We start from the raw sequence: 24302 nt of genomic DNA, 5'->3' as shown, positions 1-24302 counted from the left end.
TCTTACTCGGCCGGCGTCTCGGCCGGAGCAGCCTCGGCCACAGGGGCCTCGGCGGCGGGCGCCTCGGCGGCGGGCGCCTCGGCGGCGGGCGCCTCGGCTGCGGGCGCTTCGGCTGCGTCGGCCTTGGCGGCGGGGGCCTCGGCGGCGTCGGCCTTGGGGGCGGCCTTCTTCTTCGGGGTGGTCGCGCCGGCAGCCGGCTCGTCCATGCCCGCGCGGACGGCGGCCTCGTAGATGGCCTTCTTGTCCGGCTTGGGCTCGGCGACCTTCATGGGAGCCGGAGCCGGCTCACCCTTGAACTGCTGCCAGTCGCCGGTCACCCGGAAGATGGCGGCGACGGCCTCGGTCGGCTGCGCGCCGACACCCAGCCAGTACTGGGCGCGCTCGCTGTTCACCTCGATGAAGGAGGGGTCCTCCTTCGGGTGGTACTTGCCGATCGTCTCGATGGAGCGGCCGTCCCGCTTGGTGCGGGCGTCCGCGACGACGATGCGGTAGTACGGCGCGCGCATCTTGCCGAGGCGCATGAGCTTGATCTTGGTTGCCACGGTGGGTGGTGTTCTCCTCGAACGCGTTTCGGTTGCTCGCCGGAGCGGCGTGTGGGGGTACGCCGGGGCGGAGCCAGGGACACGGGCGTCAACGGTGAGAGGGCCGCCGCCGCCGTGTTCGACCGTTCATTGTGCCAGATGGCGCCGGGAGTCGACCGGCCGCCGTCTCAGCTGGCGCCGAGCACCACGCCCCGGGCGTTGAGCCACCGCGAGGGACGCGGGCCGGCCAGGCGCCGCTCCAGGCGTCCCCGCAGCCAGACCATCAGCAGTCCCACGGCGGTGAGCGTGACTGCCATGCCAAGCCCGTAGGCAAGTACCAGGACGACGCCGAAGACCGTCCGGCCGAGGCTGACCGAGGCGAGCAGAACGATCAGCGCCGAGGGACTGGGCAGCTTGCTGGGCGTGCGGCAGCGCCTCTGCGTCCCGGCCGGCGCTGAGCAGCGCAAAGGCCATCGCGTCCTGAGGAATCGAGGTTGTGTCGCCATGATCACCGTGAATGCCGGAGAGTTGCTGGCAAGGGCTCAATGGGTGGCGGGCGCCCGTGCTACGTGTCCTCGGCGACGCAGACCGCGACGAGGCGGTCGACGGCCGAGGTCACGTCGCTGGCAACCGCCCCGTCGAGGGTGCCGGTGTCGAGAGCGACCCGGGCGAAGCCGACGCGCGTGACGACCTCCTCAAGTTCGGGGGCCACATCGGCCCTACCGTCTGCCCCACCGAGTACCTCCTGCAGGGTGGCCTGCTCGTCGCGGAGGGACTCACGGACGGCGGCGAGGTCGGCGTCCTCCTCCAGCGCCAGCCGCACCTGTTCGTCGAGCGCGAGGACGGCGGGCGCGGCGTCCCGGCACGGGCCGGCGGCGAACTCGTCCGCGTCGGGCAGGTCACGGCCGCCACTGCAGCCCACGACGGCGAGCATGACGAAGGGCAGTACGAGCATCCGGCGCGGGATGGCCGGTCGTGCGGCGTCGGCGCGCAGCGGCGTCGGGGCTGTCATCGGAGCTCCGGGGAGGGACCGGCCGACGGCCGGTGCGCAGGGCACCGGCCGTCGGCTGCGGATGAGACGTGGATCAGGCGTGGATCAGTCCTGGTCCTCGCCGTCGTCCAGGTCCTCCTGCAGGTTCACGGCGTCGAAGTGCGGCAGGCCGACGTAGGGGAACTTGTCGGTGAACGGCACGTCGTTGTCCGGCACCGCGTCGCCCAGGGCGTTCGGGCGCCCGACGAGCTCACCCTCGAGCACCTGCAGCTCGATGTCCACGACGTCGTCGATGAGCCGCCGGCCGTTGGGGAACCCGGCCAGGTCGTTCTCGAGCACGCCCAGCCGGTTCGGCTCGGCCGCGGGCGGGATGGACATGTTGAGACGCAGCATCTCCGACGGCTGGAAGGTCGCCGGGTTGACGTCGGCGTTGAGCAGCTGCGAGTTGAGGTTGACGTCGGCGACCGTGTCGGGGCAGCCCTCGACGGCGCAGATGCCGGTGAGGAACACCTCGACGAGGTCGGTCCGCGGCGCGTCGAGCGCGGGGACCCCGTAGATGAGCTCGAAGAGCTCGGGCACGATCGGGTCCTGCACGTACTGCAGGAACTCCTCGTCCTGCTGCGGGGTCGACGCGTTGAACTTGTCCTTGTCCTTGAGCGGGATGACGACCTCGTTCACCAGCGGGTTGCCGAGGCGCGAGACCTGCACCTGCGGACCGAAGGCCCGCTCGCCGCCGCCGCCGTCCGTGCGACTGAACACCTGGACAATCGGGCGCTCGGTGTCGCTCCACACGCCGATGACGGGGTTCTTGTCCACCGCACCGTTGAGGGCCAGGGTCGAGGCGGGCACCTGGAGAGCGATCGTCTGCACGTTGTAGCCGGCCAGCGTGTCGTTGCCGTCCTCGACGAAGTCAGCGCCGTCCAGAACGGGGCTTTCGTCGTCGACGACATCGGCGCCGTAGAGCAGATCGAAGATCCGCAGGTCGAGGAAGAACGGGTCGTCGGCCTGCCCTGCGTAGCTGTAGCCCGCACCGGTCTTCAGGGGCACGGTCGCGGCCTCGCGGAGCGGCTCGTAGCCCTCCGGCATCGAGGCCGGGCCGACGAAGGACGGCGCCACCGGCGCGTCGTCGATGAGCAACTCTTTCGGGCCGTTCTGCCGGATGAGGGTGAGGTCGTAGGTCTGGAAGATGTTGAGGTCCTCGTCCGGCAGCGTCGTTACGGGGCCGGTGTTGTAGAGGAACGTGTCGGGATTGCGGACGACGGTGTTGAACACCCAGCGGTAGGTCAGGTCCGCGACCGCGTCGCCGTTGTTGTCGATGTTGATGTCGTAGTTGGACCCCTCTTGGAAGCGGTAGAAGTTCGGGCCGCCGTCGGGCTCGGAGAAGGGGTTCCAGTCGGCGATGAGCGTGACGCTGTCGGGGTCGTCAGGACTGACGAACGCGTAGACGTCGGTGTTGTCGAGCCGGCGGTCGTCGGAGATGGCCGGCGCCTCTCGGTGACTCGACGCGCCGACGACCCCCGGCGCGAGCGAGGCCCCGCCTACGACCACGCCGACAGCGGCCACGGCTGTGAGTGCCCTCCGCTGATGCACTGATCTGCTCAAGTCAGACTCCCCTGTTGTGAGCGCGCGCCTCTCGTGGCCGTGCTCTGGTGGCGGCCGTCCCGCAGGGCCGCCGGGCTGCATCGGTGGCACGTGACGGGAGCAAGCTCTCGAAACGTAGCTGTCAAAAGTGACCCTGACCACATGTGCGGCCGACCCGCGGCATTCATCGGCTGCTGCCGGTCGTGAGCGGGCGTTGACCAGATGTGATAGCCCCTGGTCAGGCATCGGGTTGGGCCAGGTGTCTGACTGCGACGGCCGAAAAAGATCGATCCTCCAACGACGGGCGGCTCCACGGTCTGGCCCAGAACTCCTGGTGGACGGGGATCTGCGGTGGCATGGCGGGGCCGGAAGCACCGACCGGATCCTGGATGTGAGTATGGGAGGTCCGCTCGGCCGTGGTCCGGGAACGCAGCCGGATCGGCGACTGGAGGCGACCTCGTCGTGGACCGGAGGAGCCGCTCGGCGATCGGCACCCTGGTTGACCGGTGCACCGGCTACTGCGGCTGGTTCACCTGCCCGGCGGGCACCGCGTCGAACAGCTGCGGTCGCGGAGCTCCCGTGTCAGCTAGCCGGCGAGGCGGTCCAGCGTCGTACCTGCCGTCTCGGCGTGTCGGACCGAGAAGTGGGGGTTGACCTCGAGCGCCGACGTCAGATCGCGCACCGCCTCGGCCGTACGACCGAGCGAGGCGGCGATCATGCCGCGGTGGAAGAGAAAGAGCGCCGGTCGTCCGCCGAGCGACAGGGCCTCGTCGGCGTACTGGAGTGCCTCCGCGTCCCTCCCGTTGACGTGCAGGCTCCATGCGAGCGCATCGGCAGCGAACACGCTGGGTGCTCGCGCGTACGCGGCCTGGGCCGCCACGAGCGCCTGTTCGGGCGAGCCGTGGTCGGCCTCGAACAGCGCGGTCTCGAGGTCCACGGCCGAGCCGCTCTCCTCCAGCAGCGTCGTAGCGATCCGCACGACGTCGAACCGGTCCTGCGCCTGATCCGTCCGCCCCAGGGAGGCGAGCAGCTCCCCCTCCTCGACGAGGTACTGCTGGACGGGGACGCGCCCGGTCACCTCGGCGTAGCCCGACAGGGCCTCGTCGGTTCGTCCGGCCGCCGCAGTCGCGCGCGCCGCTGACGCCTGCAGCGCGAGCGAGTCCGGGTCGCGGGCGAGGCCGCGCTCGTAGAGCTCGGACGCGGCCTGCACGTCGCCGCCGTAGTGCCACGCCAGCTCCCCGAGGTGGTGCAGGGCGAAGCCGGCGTCCTCGTCGCTTCCCGCGACGTCGAGCGCTCTCTGCATGGCTTGACGAGCCCCGTCGATGTCGCCGCGCAGCTCTCGGGCATAGGAGATGCGGGCGAGCGTGGGGAAGCCGGGGTTGACGTCGGCCATCTTCTGCAGCGCATCGGCGGCCTCGTCGTAGCGGCCGAGCTCGGTCAGCGCGTCGGTCAGGACGCCGTACGACGTCGCGTCGTAGCTGTTGATCGCCAGAGCCGCGCGGGCCGTGTCGGCGGCATGCTCGAAGTCGTGCTGCGCGGCCTGCAGGGTGGCCAGCCCGGTCAGCGCCACAGCGTTCTCTTCGGGCTGGATCTCGAGCGAGCGCTCCAGCGCCGCTTGCGCTTTGGCGTACCAACTGGGGTCAGCGGTGACGCGCGCCCGATCCACGTAGAGCAGACCCAGGGCGGCCCATCCCGGGTAGTCGCCGGGGACCCGCTCGAGCCGTGCCTGCAGCGCCTCGAGGCTGCCGGCCTCGGCCGCCGGTGCGGATTGCTCGACGGCCTCTTCGCGGTCGACCGCGTCACCTGGTGCGCCGAGCACGGCACCGGCGAGCAGCAGGATCACCGCAAGTGCCCCTGCGCCCAGCAGGAGCGCGATGCGCCGGAGGGCGATGGTCACGCGGCTCCTCGGGGTCGTCCGGGCGAGAGAAGACGGAGAGTAGAGCCTCCATGGTGCACCCGGAGACCCCTGCTGTCGCGTGGCATCCGGTGATCGGATCTCTGCCGACAACCACTGCCGACCGTGCGACGGCGCAAAGCGAGCAGACATCGCGCGGCCGCGCAGGCGGAGGACTGCGAGGAGGTTTCCAGCTACGGCCTGTCGGTGGCACTCGTCATGGCGAGAACGCGATGAGGTGTCACCTCGGCGATGAGGGATCCGCCCGCCTCCGCCCTCCATGGCGGCTTCGTGGGGGCGGGGCGGTCAACGGCGGACGGCAGCGACGACCCGCGTGGCGGCGTCGTCGACCGGGATCGCCTCGCGCTCGCCGGTCTTCCGGTCGCGCAGCTCCAGGACGCCCTCGGCCAGGCCGCGGCCGACGGTGACGATCGTCGGCATGCCGAGCAGTTCGGCGTCCTTGAACTTCACGCCCGGGGAGACCTTGGGGCGGTCGTCGTAGAGCACGGTGAGCCCGGCGGCGACCAGCTCGCCGGCCAGCGCCTCGGCGGCCTCGAAGATCGCGGTGTCCTTGCCGGTGGCGACGACGTGCACGTCGGCCGGGGCGACCTCGCGAGGCCAGGCCAGGCCGAGCTCGTCGTGGGTGGACTCGGCGATGGCGGCCACCGCGCGGGAGACGCCGATGCCGTAGGAGCCCATGGTGACGGTGACGAGCTTGCCGTTCTCGTCGAGCACCTCGAGGTCGAGCGCCTCGGCGTACTTGCGGCCCAGTTGGAAGATGTGGCCCATCTCGACGCCGCGGGCGAGCTCCAGCGGGCCGGAGCCGTCGGGCGCGGGGTCGCCGGGCAGCACCTCGGCGGCCTCGATGACGCCGTCCCAGGTGAAGTCGCGGCCGGCGACGAGGTCGAAGACGTGCTTGCCCGCCTCGTTGGCGCCGGTGATCCACCGGGTGCCGGCGACCACGCGGGGGTCGACGAGGTAGCGGATCTTCGACTCGCTGCCCGCGCCCAGCACCTGCGGGCCGATGTAGCCCTTCACCAGCGCGGGGTTGCCGGCGAAGTCGGTGAACGGCTCGACCTCGGCCGGGGCGAGCTGGGCCTCGAGGCGCTTGGCGTCGACCTCCCGGTTGCCGGGGATGCCGATGACCAGCGGCTCGCGGGTGCCGTCGGGGTGCACGAGCCCGACGACGACGTTCTTCAACGTCGAGGCGGCGGTGTAGCCGGCGTCGGGGAACATCTCCTGCGCGACGGCGACCAGCGTGTCGATGGTCGGGGTGTCGGGAGTGTCCTCGACGTGCGCCTCAGGCAGGCCCTCGAGCGGGATCTCGTCGGGGACGACGGTGCGGACCGCCTCGACGTTGGCCGCGTAGCCGCCGGGCGAGCGGACGAAGGTGTCCTCGCCGATCGCCGTCGGGTGCAGGAACTCCTCGCTCCTGGAGCCACCCATGGCGCCGGACATCGCCGAGACGATGGCGTACTCCAGGCCGAGCCGGTCGAAGATCCGGATGTAGGCGTCGCGGTGCGCGGCGTAGGACCTGTCGAGGCCGGCGTCGTCGACGTCGAAGGAGTAGCTGTCCTTCATCGTGAACTCGCGGCCGCGCAGCAGCCCGGCCCGGGGCCGCGCCTCGTCCCGGAACTTGGTCTGGATCTGGTACAGCGACAGCGGCAGGTCCTTGTACGACGAGTACAGGTCCTTCACCAGGAGCGTGAACATCTCCTCGTGCGTGGGCCCGAGCAGGTGGTCGACGCCGCGGCGGTCCTTGAGCCGGAACAGGTTGTCGCCGTACTCGGTCCAGCGGCCGCTCGCTTCGTAGGGCTCCTTGGGCAGCAGCGAGGGGAAGTGCACCTCCTGCGCGCCCATCCGGTCCATCTCCTCGCGGACGATGCGCTCGACGTTGCGGAAGACGCGGAAGCCCAGCGGCAGCCAGCTGAACCCGCCGGGAGCCGCCCGCCGGATGTAGCCGGCGCGCACGAGCAGGCGGTGGCTCGGGACCTCGGCGTCGGCCGGGTCGTCCCGAAGGGTCCGCAGGAACAGGGATGACATCCGCAACAGCACGGAAAGAGTCTCCCAGGCGACCACAGGCCGACGTCCACGGGATTCGGGGGGCGGCGCCGCTCCTGCCGCCGGCGACCGGTCAGGCGGGTTCGGGCACCCCGCCCGGGTCCCCACCGGGGTCGTCGGGCGACGGTTCGATCGGCGCCGGCGGCAGCGTCTCGGGGGTGTCGGGCAGCAGCTCACCCGGGTCGTCGGGCGCGGGCTCGTTCGGATCGATCAGCGGATCGGGCTCCGGGAGTGGCGAGACCATGCGAGGAGTCAACCAGCGCAGCTCACGAGCGGCACCCCGCGGGCAGCGGGGCACGCCCTCGAGGAGACCCAGCCGGGGAGGAACCCCGCACCGGCGCCGACACCTGCTGCATCTACTGACGCGCGCGGGTGGCCGCCGGCCAGCCGGCGTGGGCCGCCAACTGTCAGCCGATGACGTACTCCCCTGCGCCGAGACGGAAATTCGACAGAGGCAGCCCCGACTCGCGGTGGACGGTCATCAGGACCGCCGGCGCGATCACCACACCCGCACATCGGCCTCACCCGTCACTGCCGTCACCTATCGCGCGATTTTGTTGCCTCCCACCCCTCCATCCGGGACGAGGCTGCCGATACCAGGGATGGACAAGCCCGGCCTCGACGGCGCCCAGTTCGGCGGCTCCGCGGGGAATTGATGAAGAGGTGCACCTTGAACCGCATCACGCGCGCAGCCATGACCCTGCCGGTGGCCGGCCTCGCCCTGCTGATGGCGGCGGGTCCCGCCGCTGCAGCCGAGGGTTCCGCCCGCGCCACCCTGGCGCCCGTTCCCGTCAACCCCGTGAACGCGAGCGGCACGGGGTCGGTGCAGATCTCCGGGACGACCCTGTCGTTCACCCTGGCGGCCCAGGGGCTGCTCGCGGGGGCGCCGCATGCGGCGCACATCCACTTCGGTGAGACGGCCCGCAACGAGTGCCCCACGGCGTCGGACAACAACGCCGCGGCGCTGTCGGGTGAGACCGACCCCCACCAGCACTTCACCACCACCGAGGGTGCTCCGGCCTACGGCGAGATCGTCGTGTCGCTGACCACCAGCGGGGACACCTCCCCCGCCTCCGGCCTGGCCGTGGACCGGTTCGCCGTCGGTGACAACTTCGAGTACTCCCGCGGCGACGTCCAGGTCAGCGAAGAGGTCGCCCAGGCGATCCTCGGCGGCAAGGCCGTCGTCGTCATCCACGGTGTGGACTACGACGGCGACGGCACCTACAGCGCCGGGAACCGCGGCGTGTCCGACCTGGACCCGTCGCTGCCGGGCGAGGCGACCGACCCGGCCCTGTGCGGCGTGCTGAACGCCACGCCGGTCGGCGGGGTCGCAGCCGGTGACGGCAGCTCCTCCACCGACGAGAGCAGCACCCTTCCCTACGTCCTCGGGGGCGTGGGCCTCACCGCCGCCGCCGGCGCGGCGTTCGCCGCTCGGCGCAGCTCCCGCACCACGGCCTGATCCCCAGGACCATGCCCGACCGCGCACCCACCGCCTGCCCCGGTCCGATGACCGGGGCAGGCGGTGCGGTGCGCATCGGGGGCTCCTATCCCCCGCCTCCACCCCCGGTCCGGACGCCGGATGCCGATGCCGATGCCGGACTCCAGGCCCTGCTCGCCCGGCCACCCCGGGTCACCCGGTACGAGCTGGCGCGAGGTCGCCCGTCCCGTCCGGTCCGTCCCCGCGCCTCTCGCGTCTGGGCGGGGACGTCGATGGCGCTCGCCGCCGCGAGCGTCGGTGCCGTCGTCCTCCTCCCCCAGGACACCGGCAGTCCCGCCCGGCTGGACACGCCCGTGGCCGTCGCCGCGACGCCGGGCGCTTCCACACTCCCCGCCGAGGTGGCCACCCCCGCCGCCACGTCCTGGCAGCTGTCCGCCAGCGAGCCGGTACGGGTGCGGATCCCCGCCCTGGACGTCACCTCCACGGTCATCCGGCTCGGGCTGGAACGGGACGGCGCCCTGGAGGTCCCCGCCGGCGCCTACCCGGTGGGCTGGTACGAGGGCGGCCCCACCCCGGGCCAGCTGGGACCGTCCGTCCTCGCCGGGCACGTCGACTGGGAGGGCGAACGCGGGGCCTTCTACGGGCTGCGGGAGCTCCGCGCCGGGGACACCGTGGTCATCGACCGCGCCGACGGGACCGTGGCGACCTTCCGCATCGACCGCGTCGAGAGGCACGCCAAGGAGGACTTCCCCACCGAGGAGGTCTACGGCGACATCGAGCACGCCGGTCTGCGGCTGGTCACCTGCGGAGGTGCCTTCGACGAAGGCACCGGGGACTACCAGGACAACGTCATCGTCTTCGCCACGCTCACCACCGGCTAGGTTCGGCAGCAGGGTGTGATGGATGTGCGTAAGTCGCGCAGCCGTCACGCCCTGCTGGCGTTGTGCCGTCAGCCCGGTGAGGCTGGTGGCGCCGCGGAACCTATGCGCGGCGTTCTGCCCGCCCGGCTGACCGTCTCACCGGGTCCGCGCCCACCGGGAACCGGTGGGGCGGGCGCCGAGACGGCTGCCGGGGTGCGACGGGCAGCTCGTGCGCCGGCGCGGTCGCGCGGGATCGGCCTCGTGGGTGTGCCGGGTGCCCGCACCGGAGCAGCGTGGCTGCTGGTGCTTCCATCCCCGCGGCCGGCCGGACGGGTGCCCGGGCGGCGGCGCTGGTGGGGTGCGGATCGGCGCTCCGGACCGCGAGGTCCGGCCGTGAGGCCGTGCGCGAGGGCGCGCCGGCCGATCGCGACCGCGGCACCTTCGTGCCGGGTCACGCTCGTCTGGAGGGCGGGTGTGGCTGTGGGGCCGCCGGTGAGTACACGTTGCCAGTCCCGCCCGCCGACCTTGCTGGTGTAGCGCGGGTCGACGGTGACGACGGCGAGCTCGGCGGTTGCGGCCATCGCGGCCAGCCGGGTACGGAACGCCAGCGTGGGAAAGCCCGACAGCAGCCGACGGAAGCGCCGATTTCGGCCGTGCTTCTCCCGAGTGGTGTCGTCGGTGAACCCGAGCTCCTCGACCGCGACCGCCCGCGCCCCGGTCGTTGCGGCGAAGTCGAGAAGGGCGGTGATCGCCTCTCGCAACCGCGCGTCCCGCGTGGTCGTCGGTAGGCCGTCGAGCTGCAGCGGGATGCGGATCGGCCGTCCGATCGGGTTGCCGTCCTGGTCGAGGCGGGCGGCAGCGAGATGGTCGGCGTTGAGGTCGACACCGACCAGACCGCCGAGCCGGGCCTGCTGCAGCGTCAGCGCCGGCTGCGCTTGCCGGACCCACGCGATGCGCAGCATGACCTTCTCGCGGCCGCGCCGGGCGGTGGTGAAGTCGACGCCGAGCCGGACGGCGCGGCGGGCGTGCAACCGTTCCTCCAGCTCCTCGCGACGGTGGTGCAGTGGCACAGGGTGCGTGAGCCGGACCCGGCTGCCGCAGCCGAACCTCGCCTGCACCGGCTCGGGCACCGACACGGTCAGGAACCACTCCCCGGGCCGGTCCTGATCGTCCTGCCGCAGACTCAGGCACGGATTGCCGCCCAGAACGCCGGCGTTGCCGACGCATCCGAACCACGCCCGCCGCTCCTCCCAGGCCCGGCGCCACTGCTGCTCGTTCAAACCGGCGTCGTGGAAGTGGTGCCGCGTAGTCGCCAGCTGAACCCCACCCAGGCAGACGCCGTAGCGGCCCTCCGCACGACGACGCTGCACACCGGCGAGCTCGCCGCGCAGCACGTCCAGCCGGCGGCGCTTCATCACCCTCTCGTTCTCCGTCGCGTACCCGCTCCCGCACCGCTCACAGCGGCGCTTCGAGCAGCCGCAGGCCGCTGCCTTGCTCGGCAGCTCCGTGCGCCGCTCCAGGCGCCCGACCGCCGCCTGCAGCTGCCGTTGGTGGGCCCACAGCTGCTCTTTCGCGGCGCGAACGGCGGCGTCGTTGTCCACACAGATGCTGCCCGCGTACCGGGAGTGGATGCCGAACCGCGCCGACAGCTCCTTCTGCCGGTCGTTGGCCCGATCCCGCCGCTGCGCCGAGGCCAGGTCCGTAGCCCGCGCCCGCGACAGATGCGCGCCGACCGCAGCCAGCAACTGCTGCTCCCAGCCGGTCAGCCTCAGCCGACTGCCCACACTCACACCCGACGGCGGCGCAACCACCCGAGTCGGCAACCGAGGGCGGGAAGGAGTCACAGCCGGAGCATGCCTGGGACCACCGACAAGACTTACGCACAGCAGATCTCACCTTGCTGCCGAACCGACCACCGGCTGAGCGCGCCCGCCGTCCGCACACCACCGGTAATGACACCGTGGCTCCACCCGCCGTCCCGGGCCGTGGCGGAGGACAGGGGCCGAGGAGGTGGACTCTCCGGCCTAGCCCACCACGCGGCCGCGCAGAACCGTTCGTTGCGGTCGCTGCAACGAGTCGAGGTCCGCCCGCGGATCCGAGTCGTAGACGACGACGTCCGCCTGCGCGCCCTCCTCGATCCCCCGCAACCCGAGCCACTCCCGCGCCTGCCAGGAGCCTGCGGCCAGCGCCGCCTCGGCGGGGATCCCGGCCTCGCACAGCGCCCTGATCTCGTCGGCGATCACCCCGTGGTCGATGCCGCCGCCGGCGTCGGTGCCGGCGAACACCGGCACGCCCGCCTCGTAGGCAGCCCGCACCACGGCACCGGAGTTCGCGTACAGCCGCCGCATCGTGCTGGCGTAGGTGGGGAACTTCTTCTCCCCCGCATCCGCGAAGCCCGGGAAGTTCTCCACGTTGACCAGCGTCGGGACGACGGCGGTGCCGCGGCGGGCCATCTCGCCGATCAGCTCCTCGGTGAGCCCGGTGCCGTGCTCGATGCAGTCGATCCCGGCCGCGATCAGCCCGGGCAGCGCGTCGGTGCCGAAGGTGTGCGCGGTGACCCGCGCCCCCTCCTCGTGAGCGGCCGCGATCGCCGCCACCAGGGCGTCGGCCGGCCACTCGGGCGCCAGGTCGCCGACCGACCGGTCGATCCAGTCACCCACCAGCTTCACCCAGCCGTCGCCGCGACGGGCCTGGAGCCGGGTCTGCTCCACCAGGTCCTCGGGCTCGATCTCGACGGCAAGGCCGGGGATGTACCGGCGGGTGCGGGCGATGTGCCGGCCGGCCCGGATGATCGTGGGCAGCTCAGGGTCGTCGTCCAGGGCACGGGTGTCCACCGGGGACCCGCAGTCGCGCAGCGCCAGCACCCCGGCGTCCCGCTCGGCCAGCGCCTGGGTGCGCGCATGGGCGAGGTCCTCGACGTGCCCACCGCCGCGGGCGATGCCCACGTGGCAGTGCGCGTCGACCAGCCCGGGCAGCAGCCAGCCGCCGCGGCTGACCGTCTCCGCCCCCGGCACCGGCTCGAAGGTGAACCGGCCCTCGCGCACCCAGACGTCGCGGTGCTCGCCCGCGGGCAGGACGACCCCGGACAGGTGCAGTGCTGCCCCCGCCCGCCCCACCGATGACGGCAACGTGCTCACCGGCCGCGCTCGTCCTTGAACTGGTCGAAGTTCAGCTTCGTGAGGTCGGGCATCCCCTGGCCGGGGGGCAGACCGGGCATCCCGCCGCCGCCGAAGGGGTTCCCCCCACCCGGGAAGCCGGCACCGGGCGGCAGGCCGGGCGCACCCACGGGGCGCCGGGCCGGGCCGCCCTTGCCCTTGCCGCCCTTGCCCTTCTTGCCCTTGCCGCGAGCCGCCTGCGCCTGCTGCTGGCGGCCGCGCTGCTTCTTGGACATCGGCCCCATGCCGGGCAGACCCATGCTGCCGGCCATCTGGCCCATCATCTTCTGCGCCTGGGCGAACCGTTCCAGCAGCGCGTTGACCTCGGTGACCGTCACACCGGAACCGTTGGCGATGCGCACCCGCCGCGACGCGTTGATGACCTTCGTGTCGACCCGCTCCTGCGGGGTCATCGATCGGATGATCGCCGCGGTGCGGTCGAGGTCGCGGTCGTCGATCTGCTTGAGCTGCTCCTTCATCTGGCCCGCGCCCGGGAGCATGCCGAGCAGGTTCGCGATCGGTCCCATCTTCCTGATGGCGATCATCTGCTCGAGGAAGTCCTCGAGGGTGAATCCCTCGCGGGAGGTGAGCTTGCCGGCCATCTTCTCGGCCTGGTCGGCGTCGAAGGCCTGTTCGGCCTGCTCGATGAGGGTGAGCACGTCGCCCATCCCGAGGATGCGCGAGGCCATCCGTTCCGGGTGGAAGACGTCGAAGTCGGTGAGCTTCTCGCCGGTGGAGGCGAACATGATCGGCTGCCCGGTCACGTACCGGACCGAGAGCGCGGCACCACCGCGGGCGTCGCCGTCGAGCTTGGTGAGGACGACGCCGCTGAAGCCGACGCCCTCCTGGAACGCCTGCGCCGTGGTCACGGCGTCCTGACCGATCATCGCGTCGACGACGAAGAGCGTCTCGTCGGGCTGCACGGCGTCGCGGATGTCGGCGGCCTGCTGCATCAGCTCGGCGTCGATGCCCAGCCGGCCGGCGGTGTCGACGACGACGACGTCGTGCATCGTGCGGCGGGCGTGGTCGATCGAGTCGCGGGCGACCCGCACCGGGTCACCGACGCCGTTGCCCGGCTCGGGGGCGAAGACGTCGACGCCGGCCTGCCCGGCCACGATGGACAACTGGTTCACCGCGTTCGGGCGCTGCAGGTCGGCGGCCACGAGCAGGGGCGCGTGGCCCTGGGACTGCAGCCAGCGGCCGAGCTTGCCGGCCAGCGTGGTCTTTCCGGCACCCTGCAGGCCGGCGAGCATGATCACCGTCGGCGACTGCTTGGCCAGCCGGATGCGGCGGGTCTCGCCACCGAGGATCTGGATGAGCTCCTCGTTGACGATCTTGATGACCTGCTGCGCCGGGTTCAGCGCCTGGGAGACCTCCGCGCCGCGGGCGCGCTCCTTGACCGCGGTGATGAACGCCCGCACCGCAGGCAGGGCGACGTCGGCCTCCAGCAGCGCGATGCGGATCTCGCGCGCGGTGGCATCGATGTCGGCGTCGGAGAGCCGACCCTTGCCCCGCAGGCCGGTGAAGACCTTGTCGAGGCGGTCGGAGAGGGTCTCGAACACAGCACGTCCTCAGCAGTCACGGGCGCGGGCTCGCCGCGCCACCTGACAGCCAGGGTATCGAGGGAACCGCGCCGCCGTTCAGGCCGCGGGGGCGAGCCGGGCCGGAACCGGCACCACGGCCGCGTCGCCGGTGACGACGGCGCTGCCGCAGTCGGCGCAGGCCCACTCGGGGCATTCGCCGCCGTCCTCGGTGTGCCCGTCGGTGCACGGCGGCTGCACGAATTCGCGGTCGTCCCCGCAGGAGGGGCAGGGCCACTGGCGGCTGTCCACGATCGACTCCTCTCGGCAGAGGGGACCGGTCCGTCCCCCAGCTCCTGCCGACGGTCGCACGCACCTCTGACAGAACCGCGGAGATCAGCCCGGCGTGTCCGGGGCGGGGGGCACCACGCCGCCGCGGGTCGCCGCCACGAGGGCGGCGTCCACGCGCTCGCGCTGCCGGGGATCGACCGGGGAGCCCGACGGGTTCGCCACGTAGAAGCAGTCGACCGCGTCGCCGCCCAGGGTCTCGATCCGCGCGCTGGTCACGTCCAGGCCCTCGCCGGCGATCGCGGCGGTCAGCCGGTAGAGCAGCCCGGCGCGGTCACCGGCGCGCACCTCCACGATGCCGGTGGCCCGGCCGCTCACCTCGTGGTTGTGCCAGGAGATCCGCGGCGGGGCGCCGCGCGTCTCCTCGCGGTAGTCGACCTCCCGCTGCCGCAACCGGTCGGACAGCGACAGCGTCCCCTCCAGGGCGGCGCGCACGCCGTCGGCCAGGATCTCCGGCACCGGCGCCCGGCCGAAGCGCGGCCGGACGGCGAAGACGCTGGTGCCGTAGCCGTCGACGACGGTCAGCTTCGCTGCCCGCACGTCCAGCTGGTTCAGCGCGAGCACCCCGGCGCAGGTGCTCAGCAGCCCCGGCCGGTCGGGGGCGCCGATCGTCACCTGCTGACCGTCGGCCACCTCCTCGATCCCGACCGTCACCGCGCGCGTCACCCCCGGGATGTCGGGCGCCGGCGCGCTGACCTGGGCCTGGGCGGGGTGCAGCACCGGCTCGGGATCGACCAGCTGGGTCCCGCCGATCTCGGCCTGCACGCGGGCCACCAGCGCGGCCACCAGGTGCGCCTTCCACGGCGACCACGCCGAGGTGCTGGTCGCGGCGCCGTCCGCCCGGGCCAGGGCGTGCAGCAGCTGGAGCACCGAGGCGTCGGACCCGATGGTGGCCGCCACCCGCTCGATCGTCGCGGGGTCGTCGATGTCCCGCCGGGTCGCCGTCGCCGGGAGCAGCAGGTGGTGGCGCACCAGTGTGGCCAGGACCGCGACGTCGGGCTCGGCGAACCCCATCCGTGCGCCGATCGCCGCGGCGACCGGCTCCCCCACCACGCTGTGGTCGCCGGGCCACCCCTTGCCGATGTCGTGCAGCAGCGCGGCCACCAGCAGGAGGTCGGGCCGGTCGACGTCGCGGGTGAGCTCGGACGCCGCGGCGGCGGCCTCGATCAGGTGGCGGTCGACGGTGTAGCGGTGCCACGGGTGCCGCTGCGGCAGCGACCGGACGCGGTCCCACTCGGGCAGCAGCCGGGACAGCAGGCCCTGCTGGTCCAGCTGCTCCAGGACGGGGACGGCCGGGCGACCGCTCGCCAGCACCCGGAGGAACGACCAGCGGGCCTCCGGAGGCCACGGCTCGGGCATCGGCGGACTGTGCACCGCGAGCACGTTGAGGGTGTACGGGGAGAGCAGCAGGCCGGCACGGGCGGCGGCCGCGGCGGCCCGGAGTACCAGCCCGGGGTCGCCGGCCGGGCAGGCGTCCCGGGCGAGCACCACCTCGTCGCCCTGTCGGACGACGCCCTCGGCCAGCGGCTCACGTCGCACCCGGCGGTACCGGCCGCGCGGCCGGCGGACCAGGGCGGCCTCCACCCGGCGCCAGGTCCCGTCGGCGACGAAGGCCAGCCGCCGTCCGGCGAGGCTGACCTCCCGGAGCAGCTGGTCCTCGTCGGCCAGACCGAGCGCCGCGGCGACCCCGCGCTGCTCCTGGCGCACCAGGAGGTCGGAGGACCGGCCGGAGCGGCGGCGCAGCTCGTCGCGCACGTCGAGCAGGAAGGCGTAGGCCTGCTCGGCCTCGGCGGTGGGCTCGTCGGCCAGCTGGGCGGCGGCGGCCGCCCGCAGCACCTGCCCTTCGCGCAGCCCGCCGTAGGCCTCCTTGAGGTCGGGCTCGAGCAGGAAGGCGAGCTCTCCCAGCCGCCGGCCCCGCTCCCGGCGCAGGTCCCGCAGCTGCGGCAGCAACCGCGAGGCGGACTGCCGCCAGCTGGCGAGGGTGGCCGTCCGCAGCCGGGTGGCCAGGTCCGCGTCCCCGGCGATCAACCGGGCGTCCAGCAGGCCCAGCCCGGCCCGCGGGTCGGTCGACGCGACGGTGACCGCCTCGGGGACCGAGCGCACCGAGTGGTCCAGGCGCAGGCCGGCGTCCCAGACCGGGTACCAGAGCGCGTCGGCGATCGCCGCGATCTCCGGGCGGCCCTCGTGCACGAGCACCAGATCGAGGTCCCCGTACGGCGGCAGCTCCCGGCGGCCGAGGCTGCCGACGGCCACCAGCGCGAGCCCGTCGGTGCCCCGGCGGGCCCGGGAGCTCCTCCCGGAGAGCGGCGGCAGGAGCGTCCCGGCGACGGCGTCGTCGAGCAGCCCGGCCAGCCACCCGTCCAGGGCCTCGACCCGCGCGGCCCGGCTCAGCCCCGGCAACGCCTCGGCGTCCAGCACGACTCCCCCTCGACGTGGTCGGCCGTCCGCGTCAGACGGCGTCCTCGCCACGCTCCCCGGTGCGCACCCGGACGATCTCGTCGATCGTGGTGACCCAGACCTTGCCGTCGCCGATCTGGCCGGTGGAGGCGGCCTCGACGACGGCGTCCACGACCCGGGCGGCGTCCACCTCGCTGACGACCACCTCGATGCGGATCTTGGGCACGAAGTCCACCTGGTACTCGGCGCCGCGGTACACCTCGGTGTGCCCGCGCTGGCGGCCGAAGCCCTGGACCTCGCTGACGGTGAGCCCGGCGATGCCGATCAGCTCGAGGGCGTTCTTGACGTCGTCGAGCTTGTACGGCTTGACGATCGCGGTGACCAGCTTCATGCCAGCGTCCTCTCGGTGGTGCGGGCCAGTTCCTGAGCCGTGGCACGTGCCTGGCCGGCCGGTGCGGCGGTGGAACTGCTGCTGCCGAGCGCGGCCAGGTCGTACCCGGACTCGGCGTGCACGGCGGTGTCGATGCCGGTGACCTCGTCCTCCTCGGAGATCCGGAAGCCCATCGTCTTCTGGAGGACGGTGCCGATGATCAGCGTAAGGACGAAGGAGAACACGAGGACAGCGACCGCCCCGACGACCTGCCGCCACAGCTGGTCGACGCTGCCGCCGAAGAACAGGCTCTCCACCCCCGCCGGGGCGTCCGGGTCGGCGAGGAAGCCGATGGCGATCGTGCCCCACAGGCCGCCGACCAGGTGCACACCGACGACGTCGAGCGAGTCGTCGTAGCCCAGCTTGTACTTCAGGCCCACGGCGAGGGCGCAGAGGCCACCGGCGATCGCGCCGATGAGGATCGCGCCGACCGGCGAGACCGCCGAGCAGGCGGGTGTGATGGCGACCAGACCGGCGACGACGCCCGAGGCGCCCCCCAGCGACGTCGAGTGCCCGTCCCGGATCCGCTCCACCAGCAGCCAGCCTAGGGTGGCCGCACCGGTCGCGACCAGGGTGTTCACCCAGGCGACGGCGGCGGTGTTGTCGGCGGCGAGCGCTGAGCCGGCGTTGAAGCCGAACCAGCCGAACCACAGCAGGCCGGCGCCGATCATCACCAGCGGCAGGTTGTGCGGGCGCATCGCCTCCCGGCCGAACCCGCGCCGCTCGCCGAGGACGAGGGCCAGCGCCAGGCCCGCCGCACCGGCGTTGATGTGCACCGCGGTGCCGCCGGCGAAGTCGATGGCCGCGAGGTCGTTGGCGATCCAGCCGCCGACGTGCTCGTCGAGGCTGAAGTCGAACACCCAGTGGGCGACCGGGAAGTAGACGACCGTCGCCCAGATGCCGGCGAACACCATCCACGCGCCGAACCTGGCCCGGTCGGCGATGGCGCCGGAGATGAGCGCGACGGTGATGATCGCGAAGACGGCCTGGAAGCCGACGAACGCCATGGCGGGCAGTCCGCCGTCCCCGGTCGTGACGTCCTCCATCAGCCCGGCGAGGCCGAAGAACTGCGACGGGTCGCCCAGCAGACCGAGGCCCACGTCGTCCCCGAACGCCATCGAGTAGCCGTAGAGGACCCACAGCACGCTGATCAGTGCCAGCGCCCCGAAGCTCATCATCATCATGTTCAGCACGCTCTTCGCGCGGACCATCCCGCCGTAGAAGAGCGCCAGGCCGGGGGTCATCAGCATCACGAGCGCGGCGCTGATGAGGATCCAGGCGGTGTCGCCGGTGTTGACCACGGCAACCTCCTCCAGTGTTCGGGGCCCAGGCGGCCCGTCTTCGAGTGAGGCTCACCGTGCCGGGGCGGTGTTTCCGGCGGCGCCGCTGCCGCGTTTCGCGGCGGTGAACTCTGCCCGCGCGCCCGGTCACTCGTTACGGGGATGTTGCCGGGACCGCCCGGCCGCGAATCGCTATTGCAAACAGTGTGCAATAAGGTCGACGACGTGCACGTTCCCGATGGCTTCCTCGACGTCCCGACCTCCGTGGCGACCGGCGCGCTCGCCGCCGGCACGGTCGCGCTGGCCCTCCGCAAGGCCCGCACCGAGCTCGACGACCGCACGGCGCCTCTGGCGGGGCTCACCGCGGCCTTCGTCTTCGCCGGCCAGATGATGAACTTCCCGCTCCCCGGCCTGCCGGTCAGCGGCCACCTGATCGGGGCCGTGCTGACCGCCGTGCTCGTCGGCCCCTGGACGGCGGTGCTGTGCATGACCGTCGTCCTCCTGGTGCAGGCCGTGCTCTTCGCCGACGGTGGCCTCACCGCACTGGGCACCAACGTCTTCCTCATGGCGCTGCTGGCCGTCGTCGTGGGCTACGGCCTCTTCCGCGGGTTGGTGGCGGTGCTGCCCCGCACCCGGGCCGGCGTGCTCACCGCCACCGGGATCGCCGCGTTCGCCTCCGTGCCGGCCGCGGCGCTGACCTTCGTCGGGCTGTTCGAGGTCGGCGGCACCGTCGACGTCCCGCTCGGCACGGTCGTCGCGGCCATGGCGGGGGTGCACGCGCTCATCGCGATCGGCGAGGCGGCGATCACCGTCGCCGTCGTCGGCGCCGTCCTCGCCGTCCGGCCCGACCTCGTGCACGGGGCGGCCGGGTTGCGCCGAGGTGTCGAGCTGCAGCGCCGGCCGACCGAGCCGGCGGGAGCCCTCCGGTGACCCGCCGCGGACGCACCCTCTGGATCGCCGGGCTGCTGCTCGCCCTGCTGGTCGCCGGCGTGGGCAGCTGGTACGCCAGCTCCTCCCCCGACGGGCTGGAGTGGGCCGCCGAGCACACCGGCTTCGCCGGCAGCGCGCAGGACAGCGCGACCGCCGGGTCCCCGCTGGCCGACTACCAGGTCGACGGGGAGGAAGGCCGCGTCTCCGGCGGGGTCGCGGGTGTGGTGGGCGTGGTGGTCACCCTGGCGCTGGCCGGCGGGCTGACCCTGGTGCTGCGCCGTCGCGGCACCACCGCCGACCAGGGCTGACGTGGGCGCCGGTCACGGCGGGACGTTGGTCGCCCGCTACGTCCCCGGCAGCAGCGCCGTCCACCGGTTGGAACCGCACCTGAAGCTGGTGTCGGTGCTGGCCTTCGCGGTGGTCGTCGTCTCGACACCGGTGCATGCGCCGTGGGCGCCGGTGGCGTACGGCGGCTACCTGCTGGCCGTGCTCACCGCCGCCGCCGTGGCCGGGGTCGGCCCCGGCCGGCTGGCGCGGAGCCTGGTCGTGGAGGTGCCGTTCGTGGCCTTCGCCGTCCTGCTGCCGTTCGTGGCCCGCGGGCCGCAGGTCGAGGTGCTGGGGCTGTCGGTGTCGCAGACCGGCCTGGCGGCCGGCGGTGGCCTGCTGGCCAAGGCGACCTTGTCGATCCTGGCCGCGACCGTCCTGTCGGCGACGACGGAGCCGCGCGCACTGCTGCGGGGGCTGGAGCGGCTGCGGCTGCCGCAGGCGCTCGTGCAGATCCTCATGTTCATGATCCGCTACGCCGACGTGGTCGGCGGTGAGCTGCAGCGGATGCGGGTGGCCCGGGAGTCCCGGGGCTTCCGGAGCGGCGGGCTGCGGGGCCTGCGCGTGATGGCGGCGACCGCGGGCGCGCTGTTCATCCGGTCCTACGAGCGCGGCGAGCGGGTGCACCTGGCGATGCTCAGCCGCGGGTACACCGGCCGCCTGCCCACCGGACCGGCCGCCGTGGTCGATCCCCGCGCGTGGGCCGTGGCGCTCACCCTGCCCCTGGCCGCGGCCGCGGTGCTGCTGGCCGGGATGCTGTCGGGGTGACCGCCGCCCCTCCGTCCCTCCTGGTCGAGGACCTCGCCTACGCCTATCCCGACGGGCACCAGGCGCTGTTCGGCGTCGACCTGCGGATCGAGCGCGGCGAGCGGGTGGCCCTGCTGGGCCCCAACGGCGCGGGCAAGACCACCCTGGTGCTGCACCTCAACGGCATCCTGCGGGCCGGCCGCGGGCGGGTGACCGTGGCCGGGCTGCCGGTCGGGAAGCGCTCGCTGCAGGAGATCCGCCGCCGGGTCGGTGTGGTGTTCCAGGATCCCGACGACCAGCTGTTCATGCCGACCGTCGGCGAGGACGTGGCCTTCGGCCCCCGCAACCTGGGGCTGCCCGAGGCCGAGGTGAGCGCCAGGGTCGCCGCGGCGCTGCAGCAGGTGCGCATGGCCGACGCCGCGGACCGCCCGCCGCACCACCTGTCCTTCGGCCAGCGGCGCCGGGTCGCCGTCGCCACGGTGCTGGCGATGCAACCGGAGATCGTGGTGCTGGACGAGCCGTCGTCCAACCTCGACCCGGCCGGTCGGCGGGAGCTGGCCGAGGTCCTGGCCGGGCTGCCGGTCACCCTGCTGATGGTCACCCACGACCTGCCCTACGCCGCCCAGCTGTGCTCCCGGTCGGTGATCCTGGACGGGGGCGTCGTGGTGGCCGACGGCCCGACGCCGGACGTGCTGTCCGACGCCGGGCTCCTGGCCGCGCACCGGCTGGAGCTGCCCTACGGTTTCGACCCCACCCGCACCTGAAGAAGGACCCCGTTCCTCTCTGCCCTCGCACGCTCGGGCCGAGCCTCCGAACGGAGCCTCAATCGGTGTCCCCGACGAGCCCCTCGGCGAACGCGCGTGGCTCGAACGGCGCGAGGTCGTCCGGGCCCTCGCCCAGGCCGATCAGTTTCACCGGGATGCCCAGCTCCTGCTGGACCCGGACCACGATGCCGCCCTTGGCGGTGCCGTCGAGCTTGGTCAGGACGACGCCGGTGACGTGCACGGCCTCGGTGAACACCCGTGCCTGCACGACGCCGTTCTGCCCCGTCGTCGCATCGAGGACCAGCAGCACCTCGGTGACCGGCGCCTGCTTCTCCACGACCCGCTTGACCTTGCCGAGCTCGTCCATGAGCCCGGACTTGGTGTGCAACCGCCCGGCCGTGTCGACGACGACCGTGTCGACCTCGGCCTCCATGCCGGTGCGCACCGCCTCGAACGCGACGGCGGCGGGGTCGCCGCCCTCGCGACCCCGGACGGTGAGCACGCCGACCCGCTCGCCCCAGGTCTCCAGCTGATCGGCGGCCGCGGCGCGGAAGGTGTCGGCGGCGCCGAGGACCACGCTCTTGCCGTCACCCACCAGCACCCGGGCGAGCTTGCCGACGGTGGTCGTCTTTCCCGCCCCGTTCACGCCGACGACGAGGACCACGCCCGGGCGCCCCTCGCGCCGGTCGGTGCCCAACGACCGGTCCAGGTCCGGGCCCAGCGCGGCCGTCAGCTCGCGCACGAGGAGCTCGCGCAGGTCGGCGCCGGAGGCGGTGGCCAGCACCATCGACTGGGTGCGCAGCCGCTCGACGATCCGGGTGGTGGCGGCGACCCCGACGTCGGCGGCCAGCAGGGTCTCCTCGATCTCCTCCCAGTCGTCCTCGGTGAGCTGCTCGCGAGCCAGGACGGTCAGCAGGCCGCGGCCGAGGGAGGACTGCGAGCGGGCCAGACGCGTACGCAGCCGCACCAGCCGGCCGGCCGATGGCAGCGGGGTGTCGAAGACCAGGCCGGGCTCCGGCCGGGCCGGGGGCAGCTCGACGGCCGGTGGTTCGTCGGCCACCACCGCGTCGGGCTGGTCGGTCGGCGGGAGCCCCAGCCCGGAGGCCGTGGCGCCGGTCGGTCGTGGCTGGTCGACCGGCGGCGCGGGTGGCCGCGGCCGGGTGAGTGTCGTGCCGCCGAGGGCGTCGTCGTCCAGCCGCGTCGTCCGCCGGCCACGGCCGACGAGGAGGCCCACCCCGAGAATCAGTCCGACGAGCAGGATCGCGATGGCGATCAGCACGAATTCCATGACCTCGAGTCTCCCAGCCCCCGTCGGGAGAGTCGTCGGGGACACCGGCTCCCTCCGCCCGGCGTCGTAGGCCAGGCTGTCCCCATGCTGCACGCCGCCGCCAGCGCCCCCGCCCTCGTGCTCGGGCCGCTCCTGCGGCACGTCGACCCGGTGTCGGCGACCGTGTGGGTGGAGACCGACCGCGCCTGCCAGGTCGAGGTGCTGGGCCGCCGCACCCGGACGTTCCGCGTCGGCGGTCACCACTACGCCCTCGTCCTCGTCGAGGGCCTCGAACCCGGGAGCACCACGCCGTACGAGGTACGGCTCGACGGCGAGCAGGTCTGGCCACCGGCGGAATCGGAGTTCCCGTCCAGCCGCATCCGCACCCCGGGCCGCCCGGGCCCCTTCCGGCTGGCCTTCGGGTCCTGCCGGTACGCCAGCCCGCACACGGTGGACGACTCCGAGCGGATCCCGCCGGACGCCCTCGACCTGTACGCCCAGCGGCTCGCCGCCGAGCCCGAGGACCGGTGGCCGGACGCGCTCGTGCTGCTCGGCGACCAGGTGTACGCCGACGAGCTGACGAAGAAGACCCACGGCTGGCTGCGCCGCCGGCGGGACGCAGCCCAGCAGCTGAACTCCCCGAACGGCCAGGTCGCGGACTTCGAGGAGTACACCCAGCTCTACGTGGAGTCCTGGCAGGACCCGCAGGTGCGGTGGCTGCTGTCCACCATCCCGTCCTCGATGATCTTCGACGACCATGAGATGATCGACGACTGGAACACCTCGGCGGCCTGGCGGGCGAAGATCTCCCGCCAGGACTGGTGGTCCGGCCGGATCACCGGTGGCCTGGTCAGCTACTGGGTCTACCAGCACCTGGGCAACCTCAGCCCGCAGGAGCTGGCCGAGAACAAGACCTGGCGGGCGGTCCAGGACCTCGCCGACGCCTTCCCGGACGCTGCCGTGGACGCCGGGCCGCTGCTCCACGAGATGGCGGTGCAGGCCGACGCGGACCCGGCCAGCACGCGGTGGAGCTACGTCCGGCACTGGGGTGATGCCCGGCTGGTCATGATCGACAGCCGGGCCGGCCGCGTGCTGGAGGAGACCGGCCGCCGGATGCTCGACGACGCCGAGTTCGCCTGGGTCGAGGCCGCGATGCGCCGCGCCGCCGAGGAGGGCGTCGAGCACCTGATCCTCGGCACGTCGCTGCCGTGGTTGCTGCCGCACGCCGTCGACTCGCTGGAGCGGTGGAACGCGACGCTGAACCGGCGTCACCACGGCCGGTGGCGGGGCAAGGCGGCCGAGGCGCTGCGGCAGGCGTCGGACCTCGAGCACTGGGCCGCGTTCGGGCACTCCTTCGAGCGGCTCGGCCGCGCGGTCACCGGCGTGGCCCGTGGCGAGCACGGGGAGCCCCCGGCGACGACGCTGGTCATCTCCGGCGACGTCCACCACGCCTACGTCGCCGAGGTGGTCGAACCGGCCGGCCTGGCCTCTCGGGTGCACCAGCTGACCGTCTCCCCGCTGCACAACCAGGCCCCGCACCCGATCAAGGTCGCCTTCCGGATCGGGTGGAGCGGGCGGGCGCGGCGGTTCACCGAACGGCTGGCCCGCCTGGTGGGCGCCGACGCGGCCGGGCTGGAGTGGCAGAAGCAGGCCGGCCCGTACTTCGGCAACCAGATCGGCGAGCTGGTGCTCGACGGCCGGGAGGCGCGGTTCGTGCTGTCGGTGAGCGAACTGGGGTCGACGGCGCTGTCCGAGGTCGTCGACATGCCCCTGTCCGAGGCCTGACAGGGTGGC

General features: G+C 73.1%; 22 protein-coding genes. 7 read left to right on the top strand and 15 right to left on the bottom strand.

Features of this window, described 5'->3' with window-relative positions; all coding sequences use genetic code 11:
* Positions 1-2 precede the first annotated feature (2 nt).
* From rpsP to QOZ86_RS14695, 7 genes are all read right to left on the bottom strand, one after another.
* Complete coding sequence (gene rpsP, locus QOZ86_RS14725) at positions 3-542, bottom strand: 30S ribosomal protein S16 (protein WP_284492729.1); 540 nt, start codon at positions 540-542, stop codon at positions 3-5.
* A 167-nt stretch (positions 543-709) separates the two neighbouring features.
* Entirely contained in the window at positions 710-988 is a 279-nt protein-coding gene (locus QOZ86_RS14720; protein WP_284492728.1) for a hypothetical protein, read from the bottom strand.
* A 98-nt stretch (positions 989-1086) separates the two neighbouring features.
* On the bottom strand, positions 1087-1533 hold the full coding sequence (locus QOZ86_RS14715; protein ID WP_284492727.1) for a hypothetical protein: 447 nt from the start codon (positions 1531-1533) through the stop codon (positions 1087-1089).
* An 84-nt stretch (positions 1534-1617) separates the two neighbouring features.
* Complete coding sequence (locus QOZ86_RS14710; RefSeq protein WP_284492726.1) at positions 1618-3075, bottom strand: DUF4331 domain-containing protein; 1458 nt, start codon at positions 3073-3075, stop codon at positions 1618-1620.
* A gap of 604 nt (positions 3076-3679) precedes the next feature.
* A complete protein-coding gene (locus QOZ86_RS14705) occupies positions 3680-4990 on the bottom strand; it encodes a tetratricopeptide repeat protein (protein WP_284492725.1) in 1311 nt (436 codons plus the stop codon).
* A 303-nt stretch (positions 4991-5293) separates the two neighbouring features.
* Positions 5294-7042 (bottom strand): proline--tRNA ligase, encoded by a 1749-nt coding sequence (locus tag QOZ86_RS14700; protein WP_284492724.1) that lies wholly within the window; start codon positions 7040-7042, stop codon positions 5294-5296.
* Between the two features lie 79 nt (positions 7043-7121).
* On the bottom strand, positions 7122-7292 hold the full coding sequence (locus QOZ86_RS14695) for a hypothetical protein (protein ID WP_284492723.1): 171 nt from the start codon (positions 7290-7292) through the stop codon (positions 7122-7124).
* 426 nt (positions 7293-7718) lie between these two features.
* On the opposite strand from QOZ86_RS14695, the gene QOZ86_RS14690 reads away from it, so the two are divergent.
* Positions 7719-8507: a GVDTG sorting domain-containing protein gene (locus tag QOZ86_RS14690; RefSeq protein WP_284492722.1), complete on the top strand. Its 789-nt coding sequence runs from the start codon at positions 7719-7721 to the stop codon at positions 8505-8507.
* A 47-nt stretch (positions 8508-8554) separates the two neighbouring features.
* A complete protein-coding gene (locus QOZ86_RS14685; protein WP_284492721.1) occupies positions 8555-9367 on the top strand; it encodes a class F sortase in 813 nt (270 codons plus the stop codon).
* A gap of 68 nt (positions 9368-9435) precedes the next feature.
* Here QOZ86_RS14685 and QOZ86_RS14680 read toward each other — a convergent pair whose 3' ends face one another.
* From QOZ86_RS14680 to QOZ86_RS14650, 7 genes are all read right to left on the bottom strand, one after another.
* The gene (locus QOZ86_RS14680) at positions 9436-11130 is read right to left on the bottom strand and encodes a hypothetical protein (protein WP_284492720.1); all 1695 of its coding nucleotides are present in this window, start codon (positions 11128-11130) and stop codon (positions 9436-9438) included.
* Between the two features lie 240 nt (positions 11131-11370).
* A complete protein-coding gene (locus QOZ86_RS14675) occupies positions 11371-12483 on the bottom strand; it encodes an amidohydrolase family protein (RefSeq protein WP_284492719.1) in 1113 nt (370 codons plus the stop codon).
* On the bottom strand, positions 12480-14063 hold the full coding sequence (gene ffh / locus QOZ86_RS14670; RefSeq protein WP_284492718.1) for a signal recognition particle protein: 1584 nt from the start codon (positions 14061-14063) through the stop codon (positions 12480-12482). Before ffh ends, QOZ86_RS14675 begins: the two co-directional genes overlap by 4 nt.
* 78 nt (positions 14064-14141) lie before the next feature.
* Positions 14142-14333 (bottom strand): hypothetical protein, encoded by a 192-nt coding sequence (locus tag QOZ86_RS14665; RefSeq protein WP_284492717.1) that lies wholly within the window; start codon positions 14331-14333, stop codon positions 14142-14144.
* An 84-nt stretch (positions 14334-14417) separates the two neighbouring features.
* Entirely contained in the window at positions 14418-16787 is a 2370-nt protein-coding gene (locus tag QOZ86_RS14660; RefSeq protein WP_284492716.1) for a [protein-PII] uridylyltransferase, read from the bottom strand.
* A gap of 31 nt (positions 16788-16818) precedes the next feature.
* Entirely contained in the window at positions 16819-17157 is a 339-nt protein-coding gene (locus QOZ86_RS14655; protein ID WP_284492715.1) for a P-II family nitrogen regulator, read from the bottom strand.
* Positions 17154-18497, bottom strand: coding sequence for an ammonium transporter (locus QOZ86_RS14650; RefSeq protein ID WP_284492714.1), 1344 nt, complete (start codon positions 18495-18497; stop codon positions 17154-17156). The genes QOZ86_RS14655 and QOZ86_RS14650 overlap by 4 nt, the downstream gene beginning before the upstream one ends.
* A 204-nt stretch (positions 18498-18701) precedes the next feature.
* Here QOZ86_RS14650 and QOZ86_RS14645 point away from each other — a divergent pair, with 204 nt between their 5' ends.
* From QOZ86_RS14645 to QOZ86_RS14630, 4 genes are read left to right on the top strand one after another with little or no spacing between them, the layout of a single operon-like run.
* Positions 18702-19406, top strand: a complete 705-nt coding sequence (locus QOZ86_RS14645) for an energy-coupling factor ABC transporter permease (protein ID WP_284492713.1) — start codon at positions 18702-18704, stop codon at positions 19404-19406.
* The gene (locus tag QOZ86_RS14640; RefSeq protein WP_284492712.1) at positions 19403-19714 is read left to right on the top strand and encodes a PDGLE domain-containing protein; all 312 of its coding nucleotides are present in this window, start codon (positions 19403-19405) and stop codon (positions 19712-19714) included. Before QOZ86_RS14645 ends, QOZ86_RS14640 begins: the two co-directional genes overlap by 4 nt.
* A gap of 1 nt (position 19715) precedes the next feature.
* On the top strand, positions 19716-20498 hold the full coding sequence (gene cbiQ / locus QOZ86_RS14635; protein ID WP_284492711.1) for a cobalt ECF transporter T component CbiQ: 783 nt from the start codon (positions 19716-19718) through the stop codon (positions 20496-20498).
* The gene (locus QOZ86_RS14630; RefSeq protein WP_284492710.1) at positions 20495-21241 is read left to right on the top strand and encodes an energy-coupling factor ABC transporter ATP-binding protein; all 747 of its coding nucleotides are present in this window, start codon (positions 20495-20497) and stop codon (positions 21239-21241) included. Before cbiQ ends, QOZ86_RS14630 begins: the two co-directional genes overlap by 4 nt.
* Positions 21242-21299: 58 nt before the next feature.
* On the opposite strand, the gene ftsY is transcribed toward QOZ86_RS14630, so the two are convergent.
* Entirely contained in the window at positions 21300-22529 is a 1230-nt protein-coding gene (ftsY, locus tag QOZ86_RS14625) for a signal recognition particle-docking protein FtsY (protein ID WP_284492709.1), read from the bottom strand.
* A gap of 84 nt (positions 22530-22613) precedes the next feature.
* Between ftsY and QOZ86_RS14620 the strand changes: the two genes are divergently transcribed.
* Complete coding sequence (locus QOZ86_RS14620; RefSeq protein ID WP_284492708.1) at positions 22614-24293, top strand: alkaline phosphatase D family protein; 1680 nt, start codon at positions 22614-22616, stop codon at positions 24291-24293.
* Positions 24294-24302: the final 9 nt, after the last annotated feature.

Origin of the sequence: Blastococcus capsensis (assembly GCF_030165005.1) — a bacterium.
Taxonomy (GTDB): Bacteria; Actinomycetota; Actinomycetes; order Mycobacteriales; family Geodermatophilaceae; genus Blastococcus; species Blastococcus capsensis.
Note: the sequence above shows the minus strand (reverse complement) of the source record. Positions and strands in the feature narration are given on the sequence as shown.

Bases quoted from the DNA above. Each gene is read 5' to 3' on its own strand.
- QOZ86_RS14715 (WP_284492727.1), bottom strand. From the start codon at position 1,533: ATGACAGCCCCGACGCCGCTGCGCGCCGACGCCGCACGACCGGCCATC.
- QOZ86_RS14695 (WP_284492723.1), bottom strand. From the start codon at position 7,292: ATGGTCTCGCCACTCCCGGAGCCCGATCCGCTGATCGATCCGAACGAG.
- QOZ86_RS14685 (WP_284492721.1), top strand. From the start codon at position 8,555: ATGACCGGGGCAGGCGGTGCGGTGCGCATCGGGGGCTCCTATCCCCCG.
- QOZ86_RS14655 (WP_284492715.1), bottom strand. From the start codon at position 17,157: ATGAAGCTGGTCACCGCGATCGTCAAGCCGTACAAGCTCGACGACGTC.
- ftsY (WP_284492709.1), bottom strand. From the start codon at position 22,529: ATGGAATTCGTGCTGATCGCCATCGCGATCCTGCTCGTCGGACTGATT.
- QOZ86_RS14620 (WP_284492708.1), top strand. From the start codon at position 22,614: ATGCTGCACGCCGCCGCCAGCGCCCCCGCCCTCGTGCTCGGGCCGCTC.